21 protein-coding genes, 2 pseudogenes and 1 riboswitch are annotated in these 22,856 nt (G+C 43.3%); of the genes and pseudogenes, 17 read left to right on the top strand and 6 right to left on the bottom strand.

What is annotated here, in order from left to right; translation table 11 throughout:
- Window positions 1-30: 30 nt before the first annotated feature.
- Window positions 31-1,323: an NCS2 family permease gene (locus M3204_RS00195; RefSeq protein ID WP_251476856.1), complete on the bottom strand. Its 1,293-nt coding sequence runs from the start codon at window positions 1,321-1,323 to the stop codon at window positions 31-33.
- 103 nt (window positions 1,324-1,426) lie between these two features.
- Window positions 1,427-1,528: riboswitch (purine riboswitch) on the bottom strand.
- A gap of 354 nt (window positions 1,529-1,882) precedes the next feature.
- Between M3204_RS00195 and M3204_RS00200 the strand changes: the two genes are divergently transcribed.
- The 6 genes from M3204_RS00200 (at window position 1,883) to M3204_RS00225 (ending at window position 5,657) form a co-directional block, all read left to right on the top strand.
- Window positions 1,883-2,203: a hypothetical protein gene (locus tag M3204_RS00200; protein WP_251476858.1), complete on the top strand. Its 321-nt coding sequence runs from the start codon at window positions 1,883-1,885 to the stop codon at window positions 2,201-2,203.
- A gap of 154 nt (window positions 2,204-2,357) precedes the next feature.
- Window positions 2,358-3,035: a hypothetical protein gene (locus M3204_RS00205; protein WP_251476860.1), complete on the top strand. Its 678-nt coding sequence runs from the start codon at window positions 2,358-2,360 to the stop codon at window positions 3,033-3,035.
- A gap of 13 nt (window positions 3,036-3,048) precedes the next feature.
- On the top strand, window positions 3,049-3,279 hold the full coding sequence (locus M3204_RS00210; RefSeq protein ID WP_251476862.1) for a 4Fe-4S binding protein: 231 nt from the start codon (window positions 3,049-3,051) through the stop codon (window positions 3,277-3,279).
- A gap of 16 nt (window positions 3,280-3,295) precedes the next feature.
- Window positions 3,296-4,360, top strand: a complete 1,065-nt coding sequence (locus tag M3204_RS00215; RefSeq protein ID WP_251476865.1) for a 3-methyl-2-oxobutanoate dehydrogenase subunit VorB — start codon at window positions 3,296-3,298, stop codon at window positions 4,358-4,360.
- A gap of 2 nt (window positions 4,361-4,362) precedes the next feature.
- Window positions 4,363-5,115, top strand: a complete 753-nt coding sequence (locus tag M3204_RS00220) for a thiamine pyrophosphate-dependent enzyme (protein ID WP_251476868.1) — start codon at window positions 4,363-4,365, stop codon at window positions 5,113-5,115.
- Entirely contained in the window at window positions 5,115-5,657 is a 543-nt protein-coding gene (locus M3204_RS00225) for a 2-oxoacid:acceptor oxidoreductase family protein (protein ID WP_251478071.1), read from the top strand. The genes M3204_RS00220 and M3204_RS00225 overlap by 1 nt, the downstream gene beginning before the upstream one ends.
- A gap of 74 nt (window positions 5,658-5,731) precedes the next feature.
- Here M3204_RS00225 and M3204_RS00230 read toward each other — a convergent pair whose 3' ends face one another.
- On the bottom strand, window positions 5,732-6,259 hold the full coding sequence (locus tag M3204_RS00230) for a D-glycero-alpha-D-manno-heptose-1,7-bisphosphate 7-phosphatase (protein WP_251476871.1): 528 nt from the start codon (window positions 6,257-6,259) through the stop codon (window positions 5,732-5,734).
- 15 nt (window positions 6,260-6,274) lie between these two features.
- The gene (locus tag M3204_RS00235; protein ID WP_251476873.1) at window positions 6,275-6,913 is read right to left on the bottom strand and encodes a DNA-3-methyladenine glycosylase; all 639 of its coding nucleotides are present in this window, start codon (window positions 6,911-6,913) and stop codon (window positions 6,275-6,277) included.
- Between the two features lie 189 nt (window positions 6,914-7,102).
- On the opposite strand from M3204_RS00235, the gene ytvI reads away from it, so the two are divergent.
- A complete protein-coding gene (gene ytvI / locus M3204_RS00240; RefSeq protein WP_251476876.1) occupies window positions 7,103-8,134 on the top strand; it encodes a sporulation integral membrane protein YtvI in 1,032 nt (343 codons plus the stop codon).
- A gap of 77 nt (window positions 8,135-8,211) precedes the next feature.
- Window positions 8,212-8,391, top strand: coding sequence for an H-type small acid-soluble spore protein (locus M3204_RS00245; protein WP_251476879.1), 180 nt, complete (start codon window positions 8,212-8,214; stop codon window positions 8,389-8,391).
- Between the two features lie 38 nt (window positions 8,392-8,429).
- On the opposite strand, the gene M3204_RS00250 is transcribed toward M3204_RS00245, so the two are convergent.
- Window positions 8,430-9,689 (bottom strand): ATP-binding protein, encoded by a 1,260-nt coding sequence (locus tag M3204_RS00250; protein ID WP_251476882.1) that lies wholly within the window; start codon window positions 9,687-9,689, stop codon window positions 8,430-8,432.
- A 371-nt stretch (window positions 9,690-10,060) separates the two neighbouring features.
- On the opposite strand from M3204_RS00250, the gene M3204_RS00255 reads away from it, so the two are divergent.
- The 8 genes and pseudogenes from M3204_RS00255 to M3204_RS00290 all read left to right on the top strand — a co-directional run.
- Window positions 10,061-11,677: a GGDEF domain-containing response regulator gene (locus tag M3204_RS00255; RefSeq protein ID WP_251476884.1), complete on the top strand. Its 1,617-nt coding sequence runs from the start codon at window positions 10,061-10,063 to the stop codon at window positions 11,675-11,677.
- Window positions 11,678-12,724: a HEAT repeat domain-containing protein gene (locus M3204_RS00260; protein ID WP_251476886.1), complete on the top strand. Its 1,047-nt coding sequence runs from the start codon at window positions 11,678-11,680 to the stop codon at window positions 12,722-12,724. It begins immediately after the preceding gene.
- Window positions 12,721-14,124 carry a glycosyltransferase family 2 protein gene (locus tag M3204_RS00265; protein ID WP_251476888.1) on the top strand — a complete coding sequence of 468 codons (1,404 nt, stop codon included), beginning with the start codon at window positions 12,721-12,723 and terminating at the stop codon, window positions 14,122-14,124. The genes M3204_RS00260 and M3204_RS00265 overlap by 4 nt, the downstream gene beginning before the upstream one ends.
- A complete protein-coding gene (locus M3204_RS00270) occupies window positions 14,121-15,236 on the top strand; it encodes a hypothetical protein (protein WP_251476890.1) in 1,116 nt (371 codons plus the stop codon). The genes M3204_RS00265 and M3204_RS00270 overlap by 4 nt, the downstream gene beginning before the upstream one ends.
- 214 nt (window positions 15,237-15,450) lie before the next feature.
- A complete protein-coding gene (locus M3204_RS00275; protein ID WP_251476892.1) occupies window positions 15,451-15,831 on the top strand; it encodes a response regulator transcription factor in 381 nt (126 codons plus the stop codon).
- A complete protein-coding gene (locus M3204_RS00280; protein ID WP_251476894.1) occupies window positions 15,809-18,262 on the top strand; it encodes an ATP-binding protein in 2,454 nt (817 codons plus the stop codon). Before M3204_RS00275 ends, M3204_RS00280 begins: the two co-directional genes overlap by 23 nt.
- A gap of 242 nt (window positions 18,263-18,504) precedes the next feature.
- Window positions 18,505-18,729, top strand: a pseudogene (locus M3204_RS23615) (glutaredoxin family protein); the annotation flags it as partial.
- A gap of 364 nt (window positions 18,730-19,093) precedes the next feature.
- Window positions 19,094-19,240: pseudogene (locus M3204_RS00290) on the top strand (IS5/IS1182 family transposase); the annotation flags it as partial.
- A gap of 36 nt (window positions 19,241-19,276) precedes the next feature.
- Here the strand turns inward: M3204_RS00290 and M3204_RS00295 are convergent.
- Window positions 19,277-20,455 (bottom strand): polysaccharide deacetylase family protein, encoded by a 1,179-nt coding sequence (locus M3204_RS00295; RefSeq protein ID WP_251476898.1) that lies wholly within the window; start codon window positions 20,453-20,455, stop codon window positions 19,277-19,279.
- Window positions 20,456-20,744: 289 nt separating this feature from the next.
- Between M3204_RS00295 and M3204_RS00300 the strand changes: the two genes are divergently transcribed.
- A complete protein-coding gene (locus M3204_RS00300) occupies window positions 20,745-22,097 on the top strand; it encodes an L-cystine transporter (protein WP_285856879.1) in 1,353 nt (450 codons plus the stop codon).
- Between the two features lie 107 nt (window positions 22,098-22,204).
- Here the strand turns inward: M3204_RS00300 and M3204_RS00305 are convergent, their stop codons facing one another.
- Window positions 22,205-22,780, bottom strand: coding sequence for a YitT family protein (locus M3204_RS00305; protein ID WP_251478074.1), 576 nt, complete (start codon window positions 22,778-22,780; stop codon window positions 22,205-22,207).
- Window positions 22,781-22,856: the final 76 nt, after the last annotated feature.

Below are 22,856 nucleotides of genomic sequence, written 5' to 3' on the forward strand. Positions count from 1 at the left end.
CTCTCAAATTATGAGAAGCGGGGCTTTTCTCTATACATAAATAAAGTAACCAACAAACAAGACGCCGAGAACATACATGATTGGGTGGACATCTTTCACCTTGCCCATTCCCAGCATCATCAATGGATACAGTATGAATCCAAGCGCTATTCCTGTTGCGACACTGAAGGTGAGCGGCATCATGATGATCGTCACGAATGAAGGTATTATGACAGCAAGATTGCTCCAGTTGATTTTGCTGATTTCCGATGCCATCAGGGCTCCCACGATAATCAGTGCTGGAGCGGTCACTTCAGGCGTTATTACCGATAAGATCGGCGAGAAAAATAGAGCAATTGCAAAACAAGCCGAGATAATGACGGAAGTGAATCCTGTCCGCCCGCCGACAGCGACACCAGCAGAGGATTCAACGAATGAAGCTGTTGTTGAAGTTCCCAGTACCGAGCCGGCTACAGTTGATGCTGCATCAGCAAGGAGAGCCCGGCCAGCATTTGGGATTTTATTGTCCTTCATCAGCCCAGCCTGGCTGGCTACAGCAATCAATGCACCTGCAGTGTCAAAGAAAGCCACAAACAGGAACGTGAAAATAACGGCTAGCACATCAGGCGTGAAAATATCCCCCAGATGATTGAAGACGACGCCAAAGGTAGGGGAGATATCGGGAACATGACCGATGATTGCGGTCGGTTTATCGATTAATCCTGTCAGGATTCCTGCAACAGTAGATATCACCATACCATAAAAAATTCCGCCGCTTACACCACGTACCATCAAGATTACGCTGACGACAAATCCGAACAGGGCAAGAAGAACAGGGCCGGATGTCAGATTGCCAATTGAAACAAATGTCGCTTCACTTCCGATGATAATGCCCGCATTTTTCAAGCCGATAAATGCCACGAAAAAACCAATCCCAGCAGCTATTGCATGCTTAAGGTCCTGAGGGATGACATTGATGATTTTCTCCCGGATTTTAAGAAGGCTAAGAATGACGAATAAAACGCCTGCGATAAAGACACCAGTCAGGGCAATTTCCCATTTAACACCCATCCCGATGCTGACCGTGAAGGTGAAGAATGAATTTAAGCCCATGCTTGGTGCAATCCCGACCGGAAAGTTTGCGAGGAGTCCAATCAACAGAGAGCCAATGATTGCCGAAAGTGCAGTAGCTGTAAATACAGCTCCTTTATCCATTCCGGCCTGGCTCAGGATCATTGGGTTGACGACAAGGATATATGCCATTGATAAGAACGTCGTAATCCCGGCAAGAGACTCTTGTTTATAATTTGTGTTTCGTTCTGCGAACTGGAAAAAGTTTTTCATATGTGCTGTCCTCCTGGTTGATGTTTTGGGGAAATAAAAAAACTCCGGCAGGTCATGCTGCCGGAGTACCACAAAGGACAAATAGATGCTAAGCCAAAAAAATAGCAAATATCCAGTCCCTTGTAGTCACGCGTTTTACGGAAGCATGGTAGAAACGTTCAAGCCATATTCTTGAACATATACAAGGAAAAATATATAGAATTAAATAATACTAGTGATAGTATCAGCATTTTTCAGCAAGGTCAATTGGATTCGTTAATGTTTATCTATTTGATTTTTTCAGTCTATTGGAGAATCGGTTGATGATTGTTATAGTTATACACCGTTTTCCACATCCGCAATAATTCATTTTTATTCCGCCAATTTTTTTTTCGAAATCCTGGTAGTCAATCTCCTGTATCCAAATGCCTTATGGAGTATTCGTAATCCCTTTGTTATCGAGTTTTTGACAAATTTTTGACGGAAATATGTGAAGAATAAATGAACTAAATGGCAAAACACCCCTGTTTGGAATCTAAATTACTATAATGATAGTGTAATACAAACGGAGGTGCCGATAATGAACGTGACAACGATTATTGAATTGGAAAATCGTGAAGTGGAGAAGATGGCTGGCGCAAAATTAGTATTTACCCAGGAACAGATCGATACAAATATCGTGGAGACTTGCGTTGATTGTTTTAAATATGAAGGTTCAGAAGAATGCCTTGAAACAGACGAGGCGATGCAGAAAGTCTTTATCACACTGAAAGAAGAGGGCCTTATTCCTGAAGCAGTAGAAGATTTTTCATATGAAATGCCATCATGCGGGAGATTGAGAAAAGATGTTTACGAAGAGCAGGACATGCCGCAAAAAGTAATCCTAAGCTTCGTCTTATAATAGTGGAGAAATATAAAGGAGTTCTATAATGAACTTCTTTTTTTTACCATTATTAGTTCAAAACGTGACTTTTATCAAAGAGACAGCCGCAAGAAATTTATATAATGAAACTGACATAAATTGAAAACGCTTTCATTGGAGAGGTGGAGATGCTTTGAAAAAGGGTGCGGACATTACCATTATCACTGGCCATTTTGGCAGCGGCAAAACCGAAATGTCGGTCAATCTTGCCCTTGAAGCGAGAAGAACTAATGAAAAAGTCGCTGTTGCGGATCTTGATATCGTTAACCCCTATTACAGGGCGAGAGATGCAAGGGCTATTTTTGCAGAAAATGGAATCGAGCTGATTGCACCCGCCGAAAGGCTTGCAGCTTCTGATTTGCCGATTGTTTCAGGTGATATTTACCGGGTGATCTATGATCCAGCATACAAGGTTATTGTCGATGCAGGCGGGGATAAGGACGGGGCAACGGCCTTAGGGCAATTTTACAACGACTGGAAAGACATGGACCCTGAAGTTCTGTTCATATTGAATGCCAACAGACCTTATGTGAGCACACTGGATGGCGCGGTGGATACATTGCTTAAAATTGAAAAAGCTTCGAGGCTAAAAATCACTGGCATTATCAACAATTCCAATGTAGGAAATGAGACAACGCTTGCAGATGTAGAAAAGGGGCTTGATTTAAGCAGGGCTTTATCAGAAAAACTGGACATCCCTCTTTTGAGCACTACCTTATCACAACACTTATCAGCAGATGCGGATTCATTTCTGCCTGTGTCCCAAGTGAAAGTGATTTCTAGATATATAAAATTGCCATGGGAAAGGTAAAGGAGGAAAAACTGTGGAGCAGAGAGTTGTTTTTAATGAGGAGACGTGCAAATCATGTCAGCTGTGTGTGAAAGCATGTCCGACAAATGTGATTTATCTGGCAGATTATTTGAATGAAAAAGGGTATCGGCCAGCAGTTGTGACTGACCAGGAAAGCTGCATCAGCTGCGGTAAGTGTGCACAAATGTGCCCTGATTCTGTAATCACTGTCTACAGGCCTGAAAAGATAAGAAAAACTGTATAGCAAAGGAGACATGACAATGGGGAAAGTACTGATGAAGGGGAACGAGGTTATCGCGGAAGCAGCAGTCCATGCGGGCTGCAAGTATTTTTTCGGATACCCGATAACTCCTCAAAGTGAGCTTGTTGCATATATGGCGAGAAGGCTGCCTGAGGTTGGCGGATTGTTCTTACAAGCGGAAAGTGAAGTTGCGGCAATCAATATGGTGTATGGAGCAGCAGGAACCGGTGTGCGTGTGATGACTTCATCCTCAAGCCCCGGCTTCAGCTTAAAGCAGGAAGGAATTTCGTACTTAGTCGGGGCAGAGTTGCCAGCACTAATTGTGAATGTTGTTCGCGGCGGCCCGGGACTCGGCAATATCCAGCCGGCGCAGTCGGACTATTTCCAGGTTACGAAAGGCGGCGGGCATGGAGATTACCATACCCCGGTGCTAGCGCCGTCCACACTGCAAGAGATCATTGAACTTACAGAGGCAGCATTTGACATTGCCGATCGATACCGTACTCCTGTCATCCTGCTCGGTGATGGTATGCTTGGCCAGATGATGGAGCCGGTTGAATTCAAGAACCTCACTGAAAGACAGCCAGGGGAGAAGGATTGGACAACGACAGGTACACGAGGAGACGGAAAGCCAAGAATCATTACATCGCTTGAATTAAATGCGGATGCCCTGGAAAAGCGGAATGAAAAGCTTCAACATAAATTCGCATTGATCAAACAGAATGAAGTCCGTTATGAAACGTACGAGATTGAGGACGCGGATTATATCGTCACCGCGTACGGAACAGCTGCAAGAATCGCGATGAACGCAATTAATAATGCCCGCGCGGATGGACTGAAAATTGGGATGATCCGGCCGATTACTTTATGGCCATTCCCCGAGCAGCCGTTTATCGAGACGCGTGACAAGGTGAAGGGATATATCTCTGTCGAAATGAGTGCAGGCCAAATGGTGGAAGATGTAAGGCTGGCTGTCAATGGCAAGGCACCTGTAACCTTCTTCGGCCGGACTGGCGGTGTCGTGCCTACTCAAGAGGAGATTTACGAATATATCATGAAAGTTGCCGGGGGTGTGGAGGTATGACAATGAAAACTGTGTTTGAGAAAACGACTGGCCTGACAGATACCCAGACACATTACTGTCCCGGCTGTACACATGGGATAATCCACAGAATGGTTGGGGAAGTGCTTGAAGAGATGGGCATTCTCGAGGATACAGTGGGTGTTGCTTCTGTAGGCTGTTCCGTCCTGTCATATGAATATTTCAACTGTGATATGACGCAGGCTGCACATGGCCGTGCCCCGGCAGTCGCAACGGGCATCAAGCGCGTCCTGCCGGACAGGTTTGTATTCACATATCAGGGGGATGGTGATCTTGCGTCCATTGGGATTGCCGAGGCTGTCCATGCAGCGGCGAGGGGTGAGAACATCACTGTTATCTTCGTTAACAACGCCATTTACGGCATGACCGGAGGCCAGATGGCTCCGACAACTTTGATAGGCCAGAAAACAGCAACAAGCCCCTTTGGCAGGAACGCCAGCCTTCAAGGGCTCCCAATCCGTGTGAGTGAAATGCTGTCGACTCTTGATGGAACAGCTTATATTGAAAGGGTATCAACACATGACGTGCCGAATATTCTTAAAGCGAAGAAAGCGATCCGGAAAGCTTTCGAGACCCAGAAGCAGGGATTTGGATTCTCGATGGTCGAGGTATTGTCAAGCTGCCCGACAAACTGGGGGCTCGATCCTCATGAATCGCTCGACTGGATCAAGGACAATATGGTTCCAGCATATCCTCTTGGCATTTACAAAAATGTCCACAAGGAGGCTGAGAAGTGATGGAGGAAATCTTGATAGCAGGCTTTGGCGGCCAGGGAGTCATGTCGATGGGGCAGCTGATCGCCTATGCCGGAATGAAAGAAGGGAAATATGTATCGTGGCTGCCTTCTTATGGACCCGAGCAGCGTGGCGGAACAGCGAATTGTGCAGTCGTTGTAAGCGGAGAACAAGTAGGATCGCCGCTTGTTTCCCAGCCTACTACTGCGATTGTCCTGAACAATCCGTCTTATTATAAATTCGAACCAACAGTCCGGCCTGGGGGGCTGTTGATTGTCAATGCATCGCTCATCTCCAAAACATCGGAGAGAACGGATATAAAGGTAATGAATTTAAAAGCAACTGAACTCGCCAATGAGTTAGGCAATCCCAAGATTGCCAACATGATCCTGCTTGGCGCATTCCTGGAGATAACGGGCATCCTTTCAGACGAGTCAATCCTGGAAGCATTGAAAAAAGTTCTTTCTCCCGAAAAGCATTCATTGCTTGAAATCAATAAGCGGGCGCTTGAGCTTGGCAGATTATCAACCAAAGTGGGAATTTGAATAATGCTAATCGGGCTTTGGTGCATGGATACCAAGAGCCTGAAAGAACGCTGCCGGAGTCAAGGCAGCGTTTTTTAGGATTCAATCAGTTCAAGGATCAATGGAACAGCAGTCTGAAGGGTAGGCGCTTTTTCATCCGCACTTGTGTCATCTTCACCGATGAAGACAGTCTTACAGCCTGCTTTTTTGCCCGCTTCGATATCGCGCTCATGATCGCCGACCATAACACTGCTAGTAAGGTCGATGCCATGCCTGCCTGCAAGGTCAAGCAGCATACCGGCATTCGGTTTCCGGCACTCACAGCCTGCCTTCGGTTTATGCGGGCAATAGGCAACCTCTTTAATATGGCCTCCATGCTCTTTAATCATTTCTGCCATGCGGTCATGTATTTCATGAAGACGTTTTTCCTTCAGGAACCCAAGGCCGACGCCGCCCTGGTTGGTGACGACGAAAATTTCATGGCCGGCATTGCTTAATTCTGCTACAGCTTCAGCTGCTCCTTCGAGAAGATAGAGCTCTTCCGGACGGTTAACGAATTTTACACGATCTGATAACACTTCATTCAGGACACCGTCCCTGTCCAGGAAAATAGCTTTTTTCATTTTGTCCTCCATTTTTTAGGATTTGTTCAATAACTTTACGCTGTCCGCGATTTGGTGCCTGGATACATAGCGGTTGCCTGTAATCCAAAAGCGCCACGGATAATCTCTTGCTTCGCCGGAATTGTCAATTCCAATTCTTTTTCCAGAGGAGATGCTTTCCGGGGAGGTGCCTTTTGCGATAAATAACGGCTTCTTTGTTAAGGGATGCCCGTAATCCTCCATATTTATGCCAAGTGCTTTAGTTAACTTGCCAGGACCATTCGTGAGATTCACTGAATCGGACATGCTTCTCCGATTGATCATTAAATCAATGCCAGCCACAGGCTCGACCGCCCTGACTAACACAGCCTCTGGTTTCCCTTCTTCTCCGCTGACAACATTGAAGAGGGTGTGTGTATGCATGACATAAGTATAAGCCACCCCTGGATGGTGGAACATAATTTCAGTCCGTTTCGTCCTTCGATTATTATAGCTATGCGCCGCCTTATCCATCGGACCGATATAGGCTTCCGTTTCAACGATGATTCCGGCAGCTGTTCCTTCTTCGGTTTCTTTTACAAGCAGGCAGCCCAGCAGGGAGGGTGCAAGCTGGAGTGTCGGCTGAAGTAGAAAATCTTCATTTAGAGCACTGATAAGATTGATGTTCACTTCCATATAGCCTCCTCGAATACCTTTTATACTCTTATACCCGCAGGATGCATGAGACATCCGTAAACTTTGCAAAGCCATATAATTAAAGAACCTTGTTAAATAAATAGCTATAAAAATCAAGATAGTTTATAGTTATTTTTAGAGTTCTGCAAACAAAAAAACTTTACATATATAAGGAGAGTAACGAATCTCATGTGGAAAAAATGGGTATGGACAGCAGTGATTGCTGCGTTGGTTCTTTTCCTTGTACCATACAGCCTTCCGCTAATTTTTGCTTTTTTAACAGCAGTTATGCTCGAAGGGATGGTTCAATGGATCATCAGACGGTTTTCTTTTAAACGGCTTCAAGCGGTTATTGGCGTATTCATAGGTTATGTAGTGCTGCTTGGAGTGATAGGTTATAATCTAGTTTCAATCATTGCCCATCAGGCAGTCTCGTTATCTCAGCGGACGCCCACATTCATGAAGGATTTTTATCGGACATCGATTCTGCCATTAATGGGAAAGTGGGAATTTTACTCTAAAAATTTCCCGCTCGAAGTGATCACACAAATCGAAGGTACGATCGAAAAAAATGTCAATACTCTCGACTCCTTCCTCCAGCAGCTGATTGCTGGCACAATAAATCTATTGACGGCAATACCAGGATTCTTAATAGAGTTCCTCGTTTATTTAATTGCTCTATTCCTCTTCAGTCTTGAATTACCGAAGCTAAAGGTAAAGCTGGAATCCCATTTAAAGGAGCAGACTCGGCAAAAGGTATTCCTTGTCGGGAGCCAGCTGAATAAAGCGGGATTAGGGTTCCTAAAAGCTCAGGTCATCTTGAGTTTAGTCACCTTTATCATGGCTATGGTGGGTTTGAGTATCCTGGGCGTAAAATATACTGGATTGCTGTCTTTGCTGATTGTAATTGTTGATATCTTGCCGATCCTCGGAACAGGTTCGGTACTTGTCCCCTGGGCTGTTATCGCTATTTTGCAGGATAACAGCTTCCTTGGAATAGGCCTGATTATCCTGTTTTTCGTCATTACGATCGTCCGGAGGGTCATCGAGCCTAAAATATATTCTTCAAATCTCGGGATATCGCCGCTTGCCTCGCTAATCAGCATGTATATCGGCCTTAAGCTGCTCGGGCTTGCCGGAATTTTTGTCGGTCCGATCCTTGTCATTATCTTTGATACTTTAAGAAAAGCGAATGTCATACAAATGAATTTTAAGATATAATTTTTCACACCTTTTTTGGATAGCGAGTCATTAATAAGTGTAAATTATGATTGTTAACAAGAAGGAGGAAGGTCTTGATGAACGTAGGCCGCGCAAAGGAAATCACAGAATCTGCAGATAGCATCAAAGTGACTTATGAAGGGACGCCAGTCATTATCCAGCATGTTGATGAGCAAACGAAGATGGCAAGGATTTATTCCAGGACTGAGCCAGACTTGGAAAGAGATGTTCCAGTGTTGAATCTAATAGAAGAATAAGAAAACGGGAGATAAATATGTCTCCCGTTTTTACGTCTTTATGGATTATAAAGCGGAAGCGTGATTGTGAACTGGCTTCCGTCATTAAGCTTGCTCTTCACTTCGATTGTTCCGCCCATTTCATGGATGATTTTATATACGACCATCATGCCGAGCCCTGTACCTTTTTCAGCTTTTGTAGAAAAGTAAGGCTCCCCAAGCTTAGCCAATTGCCTGGCAGACATGCCGCAGCCTGTATCTTTGATCACAATGGAGGCAAAGCCATTTTCTTTTTCCCGTGAACTGATCATTAGGTCGCCGCCCTCTGGCATTGCTTCAATTCCATTCTTGATGATATTGAGGATGCATTGATGGAATTTTGGAGCTTCCCCAGTAACGTGCAGGCCTGACATCAAATCCTTTTTAATGTTGACCGAAAAGTGATTCGCGTATGGAATGATTAATTCGAGCGCTTTTTCAATTTCATCATTAACGGAGATGGAAGATGTAATTTCCGACTGTGGCTTAGCGAAAGCGAGATAATCTTTGATGATTGTTTCTGCGCGGTCAAGTTCGTCTATCGCGGTATTAAGATAATACAGCCTTTTTTCTTCGGGGATAGATGGGTCCTTTAGCATTTGCAGAAAGCCCCGGGTTACAGTCAGCGGATTGCGCACCTCATGGCTGACACTCGCTGCAAGGTGTGAAACCACCTCGATTTTCTCTGAATTAATCATTGCGTTATGCAAGAAATGATTTTGTTTTGTAATTTCAATAAAGTAAGTAACTAAAAAGATGCCGGCAGTGAGAGTCGATCCATAGATGATAACGAACTTTAATTCTGAGGGATCTCTGAAGATGGCAGTTTTCATCAGGAAAATCAAGATTGTATAGGAAATGGCAATTCCCACAACCGTATACAGCTTTTTAACTAGTGGATACTCTCTGAATCTTATTGATATGTAGGAAATAAAAACAGTAATCGTAAGCATATTGAAGAAGTTCACCCATATCCCATTGCCGCCCAATGGGAACCTTGCCGCAGCAACGATGATGAACAGGATGATGCTGACAATCGGACCTCCATATAATCCTCCTAATACCACCGGGATCAACCGAAGGTCAAAAATGAAGTTCTCATTCCCTATAAGAGTAAAGGACATACAGAACAGGATCTGCATTGCCGATAAAATAATGATTAATGCTTTTGCGTATTTCCGATACATGCTCGTATGTCGGTTGACGATGATAAATTGGAATGCAAACGTAGTGATCAGAATAAAAATAAGATTCAATACGAGAACGGTAAGTAGGTCCATATTCAAAATCTCCAGTCATATTTAGGATTCCTAATGCCGGTCTGATGCATAAGGAACTTCAATAATTGACAAATTATTCGGATTTATTTCCTTCACTTTAACACAGAATGGTAGACAATATGTGTTTTTTAGCTTTATTAACACAAATTCGCCTTGAATTTATTGGAATAAAGAGGAAATGAGATTAGCTGAAATTGTTTACTAGCCTGGCTATTGTTGATATATAATCAAAATAAAAACTACAATATACTTTTTGCAATATGACTGCTGGTAAGACCGTTTTTAAGATGTGCTCAATTGGAGTTTTTCGTGCCATGCCTACACTCATAGTGGATAGTTGCGTGGAACTTATTAATGAGGGGTAAATAATCGTGGCATTAGAAAAATATCAAAATTTATTATTTCAAAAAATTAAAAAGCAAATATCGCAATGGTTCGAGGATGATTCACATGATTTTGTCGAATACGATGACGTTTACCGCTTTTTACATTCCATAAAAGGCACATCTGGAACAGTCCAGCTTGGCGGCTTGTTTCTAGTATCATCCAAACTGCTTGCCCAGCTTGAAGCGATCGGGGAGGGCCAATGGAGGGAATTCGAACTTAGGGAATTCCTGTTTGAACTGATCAGTCTAAGCTATGAATATGAGCATTTCAAGGAAACGGAATTGAAAAAAGAAGAGCCTTGCTGTGGGGATATCCCTTTGGTGCAAATTATCGATGACGATGTGTCGATGCTGATTCTTTTGAAAGAAGCTCTGGAGGAAAAGGGCTGGATGGTCATAACGAACACTGAGCCAGAAAAAGCAGTTTCTCAATATTACGATCTCCAGCCTGATTGCCTCGTAATAGATGTCGATTTGCCAGCGAAAAACGGATTTCAATTACTGGAGGACATACAGCAGCATAACCATAAACAATTCATTCCTAAAGTGATCACCAGTATCCAAAATGACCGCAAGACAAGAATCAATGCCTATGAAATGGGTGCTGACGATTTCATTGAAAAACCAATCGATATCGAAGAGTTCATAGTCAGGATCAACCGCCAGTTACAAAGAAAACAAATCTTTGATCAATCAGTGCTGATCGATGAATTGACACAGGTGTACAACCGTCGGTTTTTGTTTGATTTGCTGGAACGGTATCTGAAAGATTTCGAACGGTCAGAAATTCCGTTTTCAGTAGCGCTACTTGACCTGGATTATTTTAAGAATGTCAACGATACATACGGGCATCTGACAGGCGACAAGGTACTTGAAATTTTCGCCTCATTCTTAAAAGAAAATCTCAGGAGTACAGACATCGTCTTCAGGTATGGAGGAGAAGAGTTTGTTGTCCTGTTTCCAAGGACGAATGATGAAGAAGCTATGGCAGTAGTCAACCGGATTCTCGATCAATTTTCAAAGATAGCTTTTCAAGAACATGACCAGTCATTCAATATCAGCTTTTCCGCAGGTATATATATGGTCAGCAAACCTGAGGAAGGCAGCCTTGATATACTCAAAATGGCAGATCAGGCCCTGTATGAAGCAAAGGAAAATGGACGGGCTCGCGTAGAAAGCGCGAACGAAGCAATTCAGCCTGTAAATAATATCCTGAATGTTTCGGTCATCGATGATGATGCCATTATCCGGACCTTGCTTGTAAGGGTTCTGAAAACCATTGATACTGGCAAGGTAGTACTGGATATTGAATCGTATGAAAATGGAGAGAAATTTCTTGGATCTGGGCGTCTCGAACAAAAGGGCAAGCATTTTCTGGTCCTGGATGGTGTAATGCCTGTGATGGATGGAATAGAGGTACTCACCAAGGTGAAGAACAACGTTAATTGGGGGCAAGTACATGTGCTGATGTTAACTGGCAGAAAGACTGAATATGATATTGCCCGTGCACTTAAGCTTGGAGCGGATGATTATGTCACAAAGCCATTCAGCATCACCGAACTGCAGGCGAGGATCCAGCGATTGATCCAAAGGATGTTTTAAATGATAAGGGACGAGATCCAATTTCTTGTTACAGCTTTCACTGTGCTGTCAGCAATCCTGATTGTGATGCTTTTTTATTTAATTGGCAGGAAAGCAGCAGAAAACAGACTCCGGAAGAGAGTTGAGGGCCTTAAACGGTCAATGAATGAAAAAATGCTTCATTCCATTCTTACTGGTGATTTCTTGCGGTCTTTACAGACGGATACAAAAGTAAAAAAGCTGGCTATGGAAGAACTGCTCAGTCATTATGCAGAACTTCTGGAAGGAACCGAGGAAAAGGTGAATTTAAACAGGCTGGCCGAAAGCCGGCTGGGCAGCCATTACCGCAAGAATTTGCGCAGCCTCAAATGGAGCACGAGAATGAATGCTCTCTTCCATATTGAAGCCTTTCGGATGGATGGCCTCAAGGATGAAGTGTTCAGAATGTTAGAGCGACGAAGAGTGACAAAAGAAGAAAAATTAAGGACGCTGACAATTTTATCCCAGTTTCAATCTCGGGAGATGTTTGAATTATTGACGGTAAAATACTGTGGTCTATCCTATCTGGAGTTTAGAAATATACTGTCCAGGCTTGATAGTGGAGGATTTGATCTTTTCGTGCTCGGTTATCATTCATGCCCGCTTGAGTTAAAGTTTGCGATATTGGACCTTGTCGGGATGAAAAAGGATTTGAAGTATTTATCCTTTGCTGAGAGTGTATTTTCAGCTAGTTCAGGAGAGGAAAGAGTACGGGCATTAAAAGCACTCTCGTCAATAGGGCATGTACGAAAGCTTGAGCGATATTTGCCTTTATTTGAATCAGGCAACTGGCAAGAACGAATGCTGACTGCCAGATTGGCTGGGGCCATGAAGGCAGAAGCGGTACTGCCGAACCTTGTAAAGTTGTTACAGGATCCATCCTGGTGGGTTCGGTCACAGGCAGGACAAGCGATCACGATGTTTCCTCAAGGGAAAAATATTCTTCAGGGTGTAATGGATGAAACCAGTGATACTTTTGCTAGGGACATGGCCTGGGAATGGATCAACAAAGGAGTAAATCAGTCATGAATCTGCAAGACATAAGCATCTTTTTCGCCTGGTTTATCATGGTTTATATGATCATCGTCATATCTTTTTATTCGGTAGTCATGCTGATTTCGGTCATCCAGCTAAGAAAAGAATATAAGCTTGACAGGGAAAAGTCCTACAACGACTATACGGAAGATATCTATACAAAACCCGTCTCAATCATAGTTCCGGCTTTTAATGAGGAGGCAGGAATCGTTCATAGCATCCGTTCTCTGCTTAGCATCAATTATCCTGTATTCGAGATTGTTGTCGTGAATGATGGCTCATCAGATCGAACGATGGAAAGATTGATTGAACATTATGATATGAAAGAAATTCAAAAGGTGATCCGCAAACAAGTAGAATCGAATCCTATTAAAAAGGTCTATCAGTCGCAGGTGCTCCCTTCACTTTTTTTGATCGATAAAGATAATGGAGGCAAAGCTGATGCGCTAAATGCCGGTCTGAATTTTTCCCATTATCCTTATGTTTGTTCATTGGATGGTGACTCTGTACTTGAAAGAGATGCATTTTTAAAGGTAATGAAGCCAATCATCGATTCAAATGAAGAGGTCATTGCTTCAGGTGGAAGCATCAGGATCGCGAATGGATGTGAAATCAGGAATGGCGAGGTACTGAAAATAGGGTTAGCCAAGAACCCGCTGGTCATCATGCAGGTTATCGAGTATTTACGGGCCTTTCTAATGGGCCGGATCGGTCTGAGCAGACATAATTTGCTGCTGATCATTTCCGGCGCTTTCGGTGTTTTTTCCAAGCAATGGGTCGTTCAGGCAGGCGGCTACAGAAGGGATACGGTCGGTGAAGACATGGAGCTTGTTGTCCGCATCCATCGGCTGTTAAAAGAAACCCGGACGAAAAAACGGATTGTCTATGTCCCTGATCCAGTGTGCTGGACAGAGGTTCCGGAGAGCATGAAGTATTTGAGAAGGCAAAGGCGCCGCTGGCATCGGGGATTATTCGAGAGCTTATGGATTCACCGGAAGCTGACGTTCAACCCAAAGTATGGACCCATCGGCTTTATCTCCTTTCCTTACTTTTGGATCGTTGAATTCTTAGGACCAATCGTCGAGCTTTCAGGCTATTTTTATATTGTGATCTCGCTGTTTGCAGGTGGAATCTATTTAGAGTTTGCGATATTGATATTTTTATTGTCTTGTTTGTACGGCTCGCTTTTTTCAGCGTTTGCAATCTTGCTGGAGGAATGGAGCCTGAGAAAATACCCCAGAATTTCTGATTTGCTGAAGCTGTTCTTCTATTCGCTGACAGAAACCATCTGGTACCGGCCGCTTACTGTATTCTGGCGCTGTCAGGGCATCTGGCAAATGCTCAGGGGCGAAACAGGCTGGGGAGAAATGAAAAGAAAAGGTGTATCCGAATGAAGTCATTTTTTGAAAATAAACCTCAGGTGGCCGTCCTTCTATTCGTATTTTTGGTGGTTGCCTTCATTTTAAGCCCGTTTTGGCTGTGGCAGTTCAAACCAGAACGAACACTCGATATATTGATAGTCGATAAAACTGTTCCTGACCAAAGCTATCGGGAACACAAGGGACTTACATGGGTTTTAAATAACGAGAAATATACGAAGGGAAACGGTGAGCCGTATTCCGCAAAGGAAGATTACATTGGCTTTAAGCATGAAACTGCACATTCTTATTCAGAAGGAAGACTCCCTGAAAAATTAGACCAATATAAAGTCATATACCTTGCCGACTTGTACGGAGTGTATGAAGAGGAAATTTACGGCAGTATCCGAAATAGTGCTGGAAGTAATTCCGGACTAATATATGGCGGGCTTCTGCAGGAAGATGTAGATAAGCTCGAGAATGCACTGGTACATGGAAAAAAAACATTGATCGCAGAATTCAACACTTTTGGCAGTCCAACTGAGAAGGCTGTTCGTAAGCAGATGACTAATCTGCTGAATATACACTGGACGGGCTGGACAGGTCGTTATTTTTCCGAAATGGATGGACAAGAAGTCCCTGAATGGATTATTGATCAATACAACCTTCAAACGGGTAAATGGGATTTTCAAGGTGCTGGCTTTGTTTTCGTTAATGTGGAAAACGAAATTGTTGTACTAGGTGAGCAGGAGCTTACAGGCAAAGGACTTAATTTTGTACTCACGAAGCAAGGCAATAATTTTTTTAAAGAAAATCTTGGTTCAAAATATAGGTATTGGTTTGATATTATTCAGCCGCTGAATGACGATGAGGTTTTGGCAGAGTACAAATTGCCGGTCAGTAAGAAGGCATTTGGAAAATTAGCTGGTTATGGAATACCCATTCAGTTCCCTGCGGTGGTTCACTACGAGAATAAGCATTACTCCTCCTATTATTTTGCGGGAGATTATGCTGATGAGGCAGAAGTGCCGGGAATATATCAGACAGTCGGACTAACTTTATGGAGAAAGAAAACGGAAGGTGATGATTCATTTTACTGGTCAACCTACGTTCCGATGATGAAGAGAATTCTCTATGAAGGTCTATGATTATATTTTAAAAGCAACAAGAAACTCTTTTTTAACCTATGGTAAATGCCTATTGAAAATCTGGTACTCTCAATCCTGCTGATGAAAAATTCGAATCTCTGGCCGATATAAGTATGAGTGGAGTAAACCGTACTATTATTAACGAGCGATGAAGTCTGACAGGATTTTTAATGAGAGCAACTTTCTGTGATCTCGGGAGCAAGGGGGAAAACCAGTGAAAAGGATTTTGCTGGCAGAGGATGATGAAATTTTAAGGATGCTGATCGTTGATACTCTTGAGGATGAAGACTGCCAAGTTGATGAAGCAGTGGATGGCCTTGAGGCGCTAGGACTTTTACAGGAAGGGCAATATGATCTAGTCATAATCGATTATATGATGCCAGCCTATTCAGGATTAGAAGTGATTGAACAAGTGCGCCAGGAGGGCATCAACACAAATGTTGCGATTTTGATGCTGTCGGCTAAGAGCCAGCTGTCCGAGCAAGAAAAAGCGATTGGGGCGGGGGCAGATTATTTTATCGCCAAGCCATTCAGCCCGCTGGAACTTTTGGATAAAGTGAGAGACATACTTGATGAAAAAAATAAAATTCAATAAAAACAGCCTTGCACGGCGCTACATTTACTTAATGAGCCTCTTCATCGCAGCATTCCTGTTTCTGGCTGCTATCTTGTTGTATTCCTTTTATGATTTGAATCAGGACTATACTTCAAAAAACGAGGAGCTGGAGAAGAAGGAGCGTATTGTACAGGAAATCAGTGAAGCCTTCGATCAGGCTTTTATGGATGTCCGGGGATACATCGCTTATGGGAATAAGGAATTAAAAGAAAAGGCCCTTAAAAAGGAACCTGAAATACGTGAGCTGTCCAGGCAGTTTGCCGAAACGGCTTCTGACTATCAGGATCAGGAATTTCTTAACCATATTGAAATTTTCACTGACTATTATTTCGTTTCTACATTGCCAAAATCTCTTGCGAATTATGAGAATGACAACTTAGAAGCTGTCAAAGAAACAGCAAATGGTGGCGCGACATATAGGATCAACAGCATCAAGACAGAAATCAACGGGTATAACAGGGAATTAAACAAGCAGATTGATGCGAATTTTCAGGAATTGACTAAAATGCAGACCTACGTCCAGATTGCTTTTGTATCCTTCATTCTTGTCTTTTTAATTGTTTTGCTCCGGATTACAAGAATGATGTTCAGCGAAATAGCCAAACCGCTTGCAAGCTTTGCCTCAGCCGCGGATGAAATTGCCAGTGGCAAGGAGGCGGTCATTGAAGTGGATGACGAGCGCAATGATGAACTGGGTGTCCTCTCAGTTGCTTTCAATAGAATGGTTGCGAGCATCCAGGAAAATGAGCAAGATCTTCTGGCACAAAATGAAGAACTGATGGCCCAGCAGGATGAGCTTCACGCACAGCAGCTAGAGCTTCAGGAAGCGCTCGAAATTGTAAAGGGCAATGAGGAGAAACTTAACAGCCGGAATGAACTTATTAACAAAATTGCCAATTCGCTGGATAAACAAGAAGTGCTCGAAAGTGTCGTCATGAATATGTGCCCGATCATTGGTGCTGAAAAAGGCATCATTGCCTTCATCAATGATGATTCCTATGCATCATACGGAATATCGCCTGATGGGGTAAAGCAATTCAGGAGTAATTTGTGGTTCAGCGACATAACAGAAAGTCTGATGGTGGAACGAAAACCATTATTGGTAAAACGAGAAGCAGCGGATAATGAGAAAGGGTTTCATACGAAACAACTGTTTTCATATGATCTGTTTCTACCGATTTTTTTATCAGGAAAAAAATTGGTGGCAGTCATGGCATTCAGCCGATCGAATTCACCTTTTGATTCGAAGAAAATGGATGAGTACGAAGCACTTGCGAAAAATATTGGCATTGCCCTTGATAAAATCAATCTATACCAGAAATCTGAAGAATCAAGGAGACTTAACCAGGATATTCTGAATACAATCCAGGAAGGTGTTCAGCTCGTTAATGCCGAAGGGGAAATCATTCAAGTTAACAAGAAGTTTTGCGAATTGTTTGGTTGTCCAGACAAGATTCGGCAAATGGGAGGCTGTTCTTGGGATGAGTGGACTGGCCTGCTTGCCAGGCATATTTCAAACCCTGGAGAATTCATTGATTTCCTTAGGGAAGAGATATCCAGCCTTGAACCCCTCAATTCCTCAGACCGCCAATATATTTATAAAGGCAGCAGTGGACAGGTGTTTAAGGTTTACTGTGAAGGGCTATACGATGGCAACACGAAGCTTGGCACGATCTTTGTCCACCGCAATATTACGAAGGAGTTCGAGGTGGACAGGATCAAGTCTGAATTCGTCAGCACGGTCAGCCATGAACTGCGGACGCCGCTTGCGAGCATTCTCGGCTTTACCGAGCTGATTATGACAAGAGAACTGAAGCCAGATCGCCAGAAAAAATATTTATCCACGATTTATAGTGAGGCAGGGCGGCTTACTGCATTAATCAATGATTTTCTAGATATCCAGCGCATGGAGGCTGGAAATCAATGCTATGAAAGCAAGCAGGTTGAGCTGCTGCCTACCATACAAAAGGTCATTGAATTACAGAAAGTGCATTCCGATAAACACAAACTCATCCTCGAAGTTGTCGGAGGAAGCAACACGATAATCGGAGACAGAGAAAAATTGGAACAGGCATTTACAAACCTGGTCCATAATGCGATAAAATACTCACCAGATGGCGGAGAAGTCAGGATTTCACTGTTTGAAAAAGATCAAATGGTAAACATCGAAGTTAAGGATGAAGGCCTGGGCATCCCGCCTGAAGCGATTGACAAAGTGTTTGAAAAGTTTTACCGAGTCGATAATTCAGACCGCAGGTCCATTGGCGGCACAGGACTAGGCCTTGCCATTGTCAAAGAAATTATCAATGTACACAACGGTGAAATTAGCGTAGAGTCACAATATGGGAAAGGGAGCACATTCATCATATCATTGCCATTGCAGGCAGCATCGCTTGCTATGAGGGAATAATAAGGTCTGGTTCATAGCAGACAAATATGTTAGAAAGCCTCAGCCGGACCAATGGAGTCGAACGAGAGGAATTGTCCAAAAGCTTTCAAATATATTGTTAAGCGGCTCGCAGGCGCATTTCTGGATGGTCTGTCCTTTGTGGAGGTATAATACCTTTAACAGTATACAAATGAGGAGGCACAGACATGGGAAAAAATACGCTAACTCTTTTTACGAGGCCAATGTGAACAGACTGCCAGGAAGCGAAGGAGTTTCTTTCGCAACATAATGTTCTTTATGAGGAAATCAATGTACAGGGTGAACCGGAAAAAGAAAAACAGCTTAAGGAATTGAGCGGAACCATCATTGTTCCTGCGTTTATTTTCACAACCGCAAAGCTTGTGTTCATGAAGCAGAAAAAAGTCCTGATTGGTTTCGAAAATAACAGAAGTGAAATTGAAAAGCTTGTAAAAAGCATTAAAAAGTAAAAGCCATCGTTATGATGGCTCAGACTGTAGACAAACTCGATGAAAATCGTGTTTGTTTACAGTCTTTTTTTGGGTTTGTGCTGGAATGTGGCTGTTGATTTCCGTTCCAGGCGCTTCGCTTTCCGCGGGGCCGGCGCTGAGCCTCCTCGTCGCCGCTGGCGCCTGCGGGGTCTCACCTGTCCGTCTGATCCCGCAGGACATTGATTGAGCTTCCTCGAACCTGCCCACGCACGATGGAAATGCGTTAGCATTTTCGGAGGAGTCTACGCGCCTTCCACTCCAATCAACAGGATTTCTAAACTTAGCGTGGAACTAAACATAAGTCTATTTGAAATAGATACATATAACACTTGAGGTGATAAAGATGCTTTCGAAGAACAATCCAATCCAACGAGATCAATTAGAAATGGTTGCTTTAGACCAACTGGTTCCTCAGGAACATTTAGTCCGTAAGATGGAAGCAGCCATTGATTTTACTCTCATTTATGACTTGTTGAAGGATGTGTATTCGGAAGTAGGGCGCCTTGGTGGAGGATGACAGAACCTGCTATTTCATCATTACATCCAATGTGACGAGCTCGAATCCATCTGCTTTTAGAATTGGGATGGCCTCATCGATCGCAGCTGGAGTATTGATACCGCCAATATGCATGAGAATGATGTCACCATTGCTTGCGCCATTTATGATTCTGTTAACGATGTATTCAGCGGAAGGCTGTTTCCAGTCAATTGTGTCTATCGTCCAGTGAAAGCTATATTTATAGCCAGCTTCCCCCGCGGTTTCCAGTGCCTTATCATCATATGAACCATAAGGAAAACGGAAGTATGGGCGTGGTGATTGGCCGGTAGCGGCCAGGATGGCCTGTTCTGCTTTCAAGATATCCTCTTTGAACACCTGGCTGCTTACTGCTAATGAGTCTGGATGAGAATAAGTGTGATTACCAAGACTGTGGCCATCATTCACGATTCTTTTTGCATAGTCAGGGAACTTTTCTACCCATTTTCCTGTTAAAAAGAAGGTCGCTTTTACATTATGTTTTTTCAGGACATCGAGAATGGAAATCCCAACTGAATCGCTGCCTGCATCAAATGTCAATGCGATTTGCTGTTTCTGCTGGCTGCCATGGGATACAAGAACCGATGGTGTGCCTGTCGCCGGTGGTGAATCTTGGACAGGTGATGCAGGGGGAGGGGCAATGTCCTTTCCATAGATTTTTAAAATTTGCCCGATATATATTGTGTCAGATGAAAGGCCGTTCCATTGTTTCAAAGCCTCTGAAGAAACTCCCGCACGACTTGAAATGGACCAGAGGCCATCTCCTTTTACCACCGTATATTCAACGATTTTATCTGAAGGAACTTCGATTTTACCGCGATGTGGTTCTTTATCGGAGGAATCCGGCTTACCGTCATTAGGGCTCTCATTCTCTGGTGGTGTTTCGGCTTCTTTATCTTCTGATGCTGGGAGTTTTTCTACTGGTTTTGGCTTGGCGGGTATGACTCTACCAAAAGAAGAAGCTGTCTGTTTTCCTGAATGAAAAGCGGTGACCGCGTGGGTACTTAATCCAGCGCTGAAAAACATTACGGTAATCAAAATTAATAAACTGACTGCCGCCAAAGCAAAATAAAGAAAAGTATGCCTGGCTTTTTTGGCTCGTGATGTAAAGCCCATCATAAGAAAAATAATCAAAAATAATAAAGTGACCAGGATGAAAATTGCAGCCATGTGGGTAGGCCCCCTTTTTCGTATCATCTTTTTGCCCTGTTATTATCGTATGATTTATAGCTTATGATGGTTGCTTGTCAGCCTGCATGTACATGCCAGCAAATATTTAAATGTCATGGAACTTTTGTATTCTACATAAATTATAATATATAAATCCATTTGGGAGGAGAGAGCCCGTTTTAATTCCGAGTTGACTTATTGGAATACATGTAATATATTATTTCCAGAAAGATAATTTTAGGAGGGAAAACAAGTGACAACTGGACTTGTTATTTTAAATATTGCTATTATGCTAGGCTTAGTAGCCGGACTTTTTTACATGCAAAAGAAGCATATATCCTTTTCTAAACGTGTATTCCTTGCACTTGGAATCGGTATTGTTTTCGGCTTTGCTTTACAACTAGTTTACGGAGCTGGATCTGAAGTCATCTCAAAGAGTGCTGACTGGTTCAGCCTCCTGGGAAGCGGATATGTAAAATTCCTGCAAATGGTCGTCATGCCGCTTGTATTCATATCTATACTGGCTGCTTTTACAAAATTAAAGCTGACCAATAATATCGGTAAAATCAGCACCCTGATCCTTGGATTGCTTGTTGGTACAACAGCTGTTGCTGCAGCAGTCGGCATTGCAACTGCCGTTGGATTTGACCTGGAAGCTGTGCAAATCACACAGGGCGATGCTGAACAGGCACGTGCTGAGCAGCTCGAGCAGACATATGGAGGAATAGAAGGGCGCACTATGCCGCAGCAAATCCTAGACTTGCTGCCAGCAAATCCATTCCTTGATTTCACTGGTGCACGCCCGACTTCTACAATTTCCGTCGTAATCTTCGCGGCATTTTTAGGAATCGCTTATCTTGGAGTAAGAAGGAAATCACCTGACCAGGCAGAGCTTTTTGCTAAAATCGTCGATGCTTTCTACGCAATCATTATGAGAGTTGTAACTCTGATCCTGCGCCTGACACCATATGGCGTCCTTGCGATCATGACTAAGACGGTCGCTTTAAGTGATTTCGATGCGATTCTAAAACTCGGGAAATTCGTCGCTGCTTCATATGTAGCACTAGCAATTATGTTCATCATTCACTTGCTGTTGTTGACGATTGCCGGGCTGAATCCGGTAACGTATGTTAAAAAGGCATTCCCTGTACTTGCATTCGCCTTTACATCCAGAACAAGCGCAGGAGCATTGCCGCTGAACATCAAAACTCAACGTTCTCTAGGCGTACCAGAAGGCATAGCGAACTTTGCTGGATCATTCGGATTGTCAATCGGCCAAAACGGCTGTGCCGGAATTTATCCGGCGATGCTTGCAGTCATGATTGCACCGACAGTCGGTATAGATCCACTTAGTCCTTCATTCATTGCAACTGTAATTGCAATTGTAGCAATCAGCTCATTTGGAGTCGCTGGGGTAGGAGGCGGAGCAACCTTTGCGGCATTGCTCGTCCTATCAGCATTAAATCTTCCAATAGCTCTTGCAGGATTGCTGATCTCAATCGAACCACTGATTGACATGGGCCGCACTGCAGTTAACGTCAGCGGATCGATGACTTCCGGGATTCTTACCAGCCGGATTACTAAGGAAATTGATCCTGCCGTCTATACTGACATGAATGCGAAAATAGAAGCAGAAGCTTAAAAAATAGAAGCAAAGAAGAAAGCCAGCCAAGAGAATTTGGCTGGCTTTTAATAATTGTATAGATAAAAAGCGAGTGCATTAAAATTAAATCCTCTACAATAAGCCCACTAAATAATCTGCTCCCGTTTAATCACGCATAAAGAAGTCATCAAGCCGACGCATGTAATTGTCAATAGGGAGTAAGCGAACTTCTCCATGCCAATGACTTTCAATCCTGAAATGATCACAAGGCCATCGATCACAAATATCAGGATGCCAACATTTACTGACATGAATTTATTAATGAGCTGTGCAAGCAAATCGGTTCCGCCGGTGCTTGTTTCATGGCGGAGCATCAAGCCGATTCCGCAGCCGACGAGTATGCCGCCTAATATCGCGCTTGGCAAGATGCCAAGATCGAGTCCTTTTTCTGCAGGTGCGAACAAATCAATGAATAAGCTTGAAACCATCAAGCCGTGAAGGCTGTGGAAAAAGTATTTACGCTCAAGAAACCACGCTAAAATATAGAGAGGGATGCTTAAGAAGATAATGGTCAAACCAGTCGGCCAGCCATAAAAATAGTGCATGATCAAACCGAGCCCAATCATTCCGCCATCGAGCAAATGATGGGGGACTAAAAATCCGTTGACTCCAATGCCCAATAACAAACTGCCTATCAAAACAGCGAGAACCTTACCTAACATAATGATCACCAACCTTGTCCTTCTCTCATTATTTTTATGAAAAAAGACAAGCATTAGAACATTCCATGTAAAAAGA

The organism is Mesobacillus subterraneus (genome assembly GCF_023715485.1).
In the GTDB taxonomy this organism is placed as follows: Bacteria; Bacillota; Bacilli; order Bacillales; family Cytobacillaceae; genus Mesobacillus; species Mesobacillus subterraneus_B.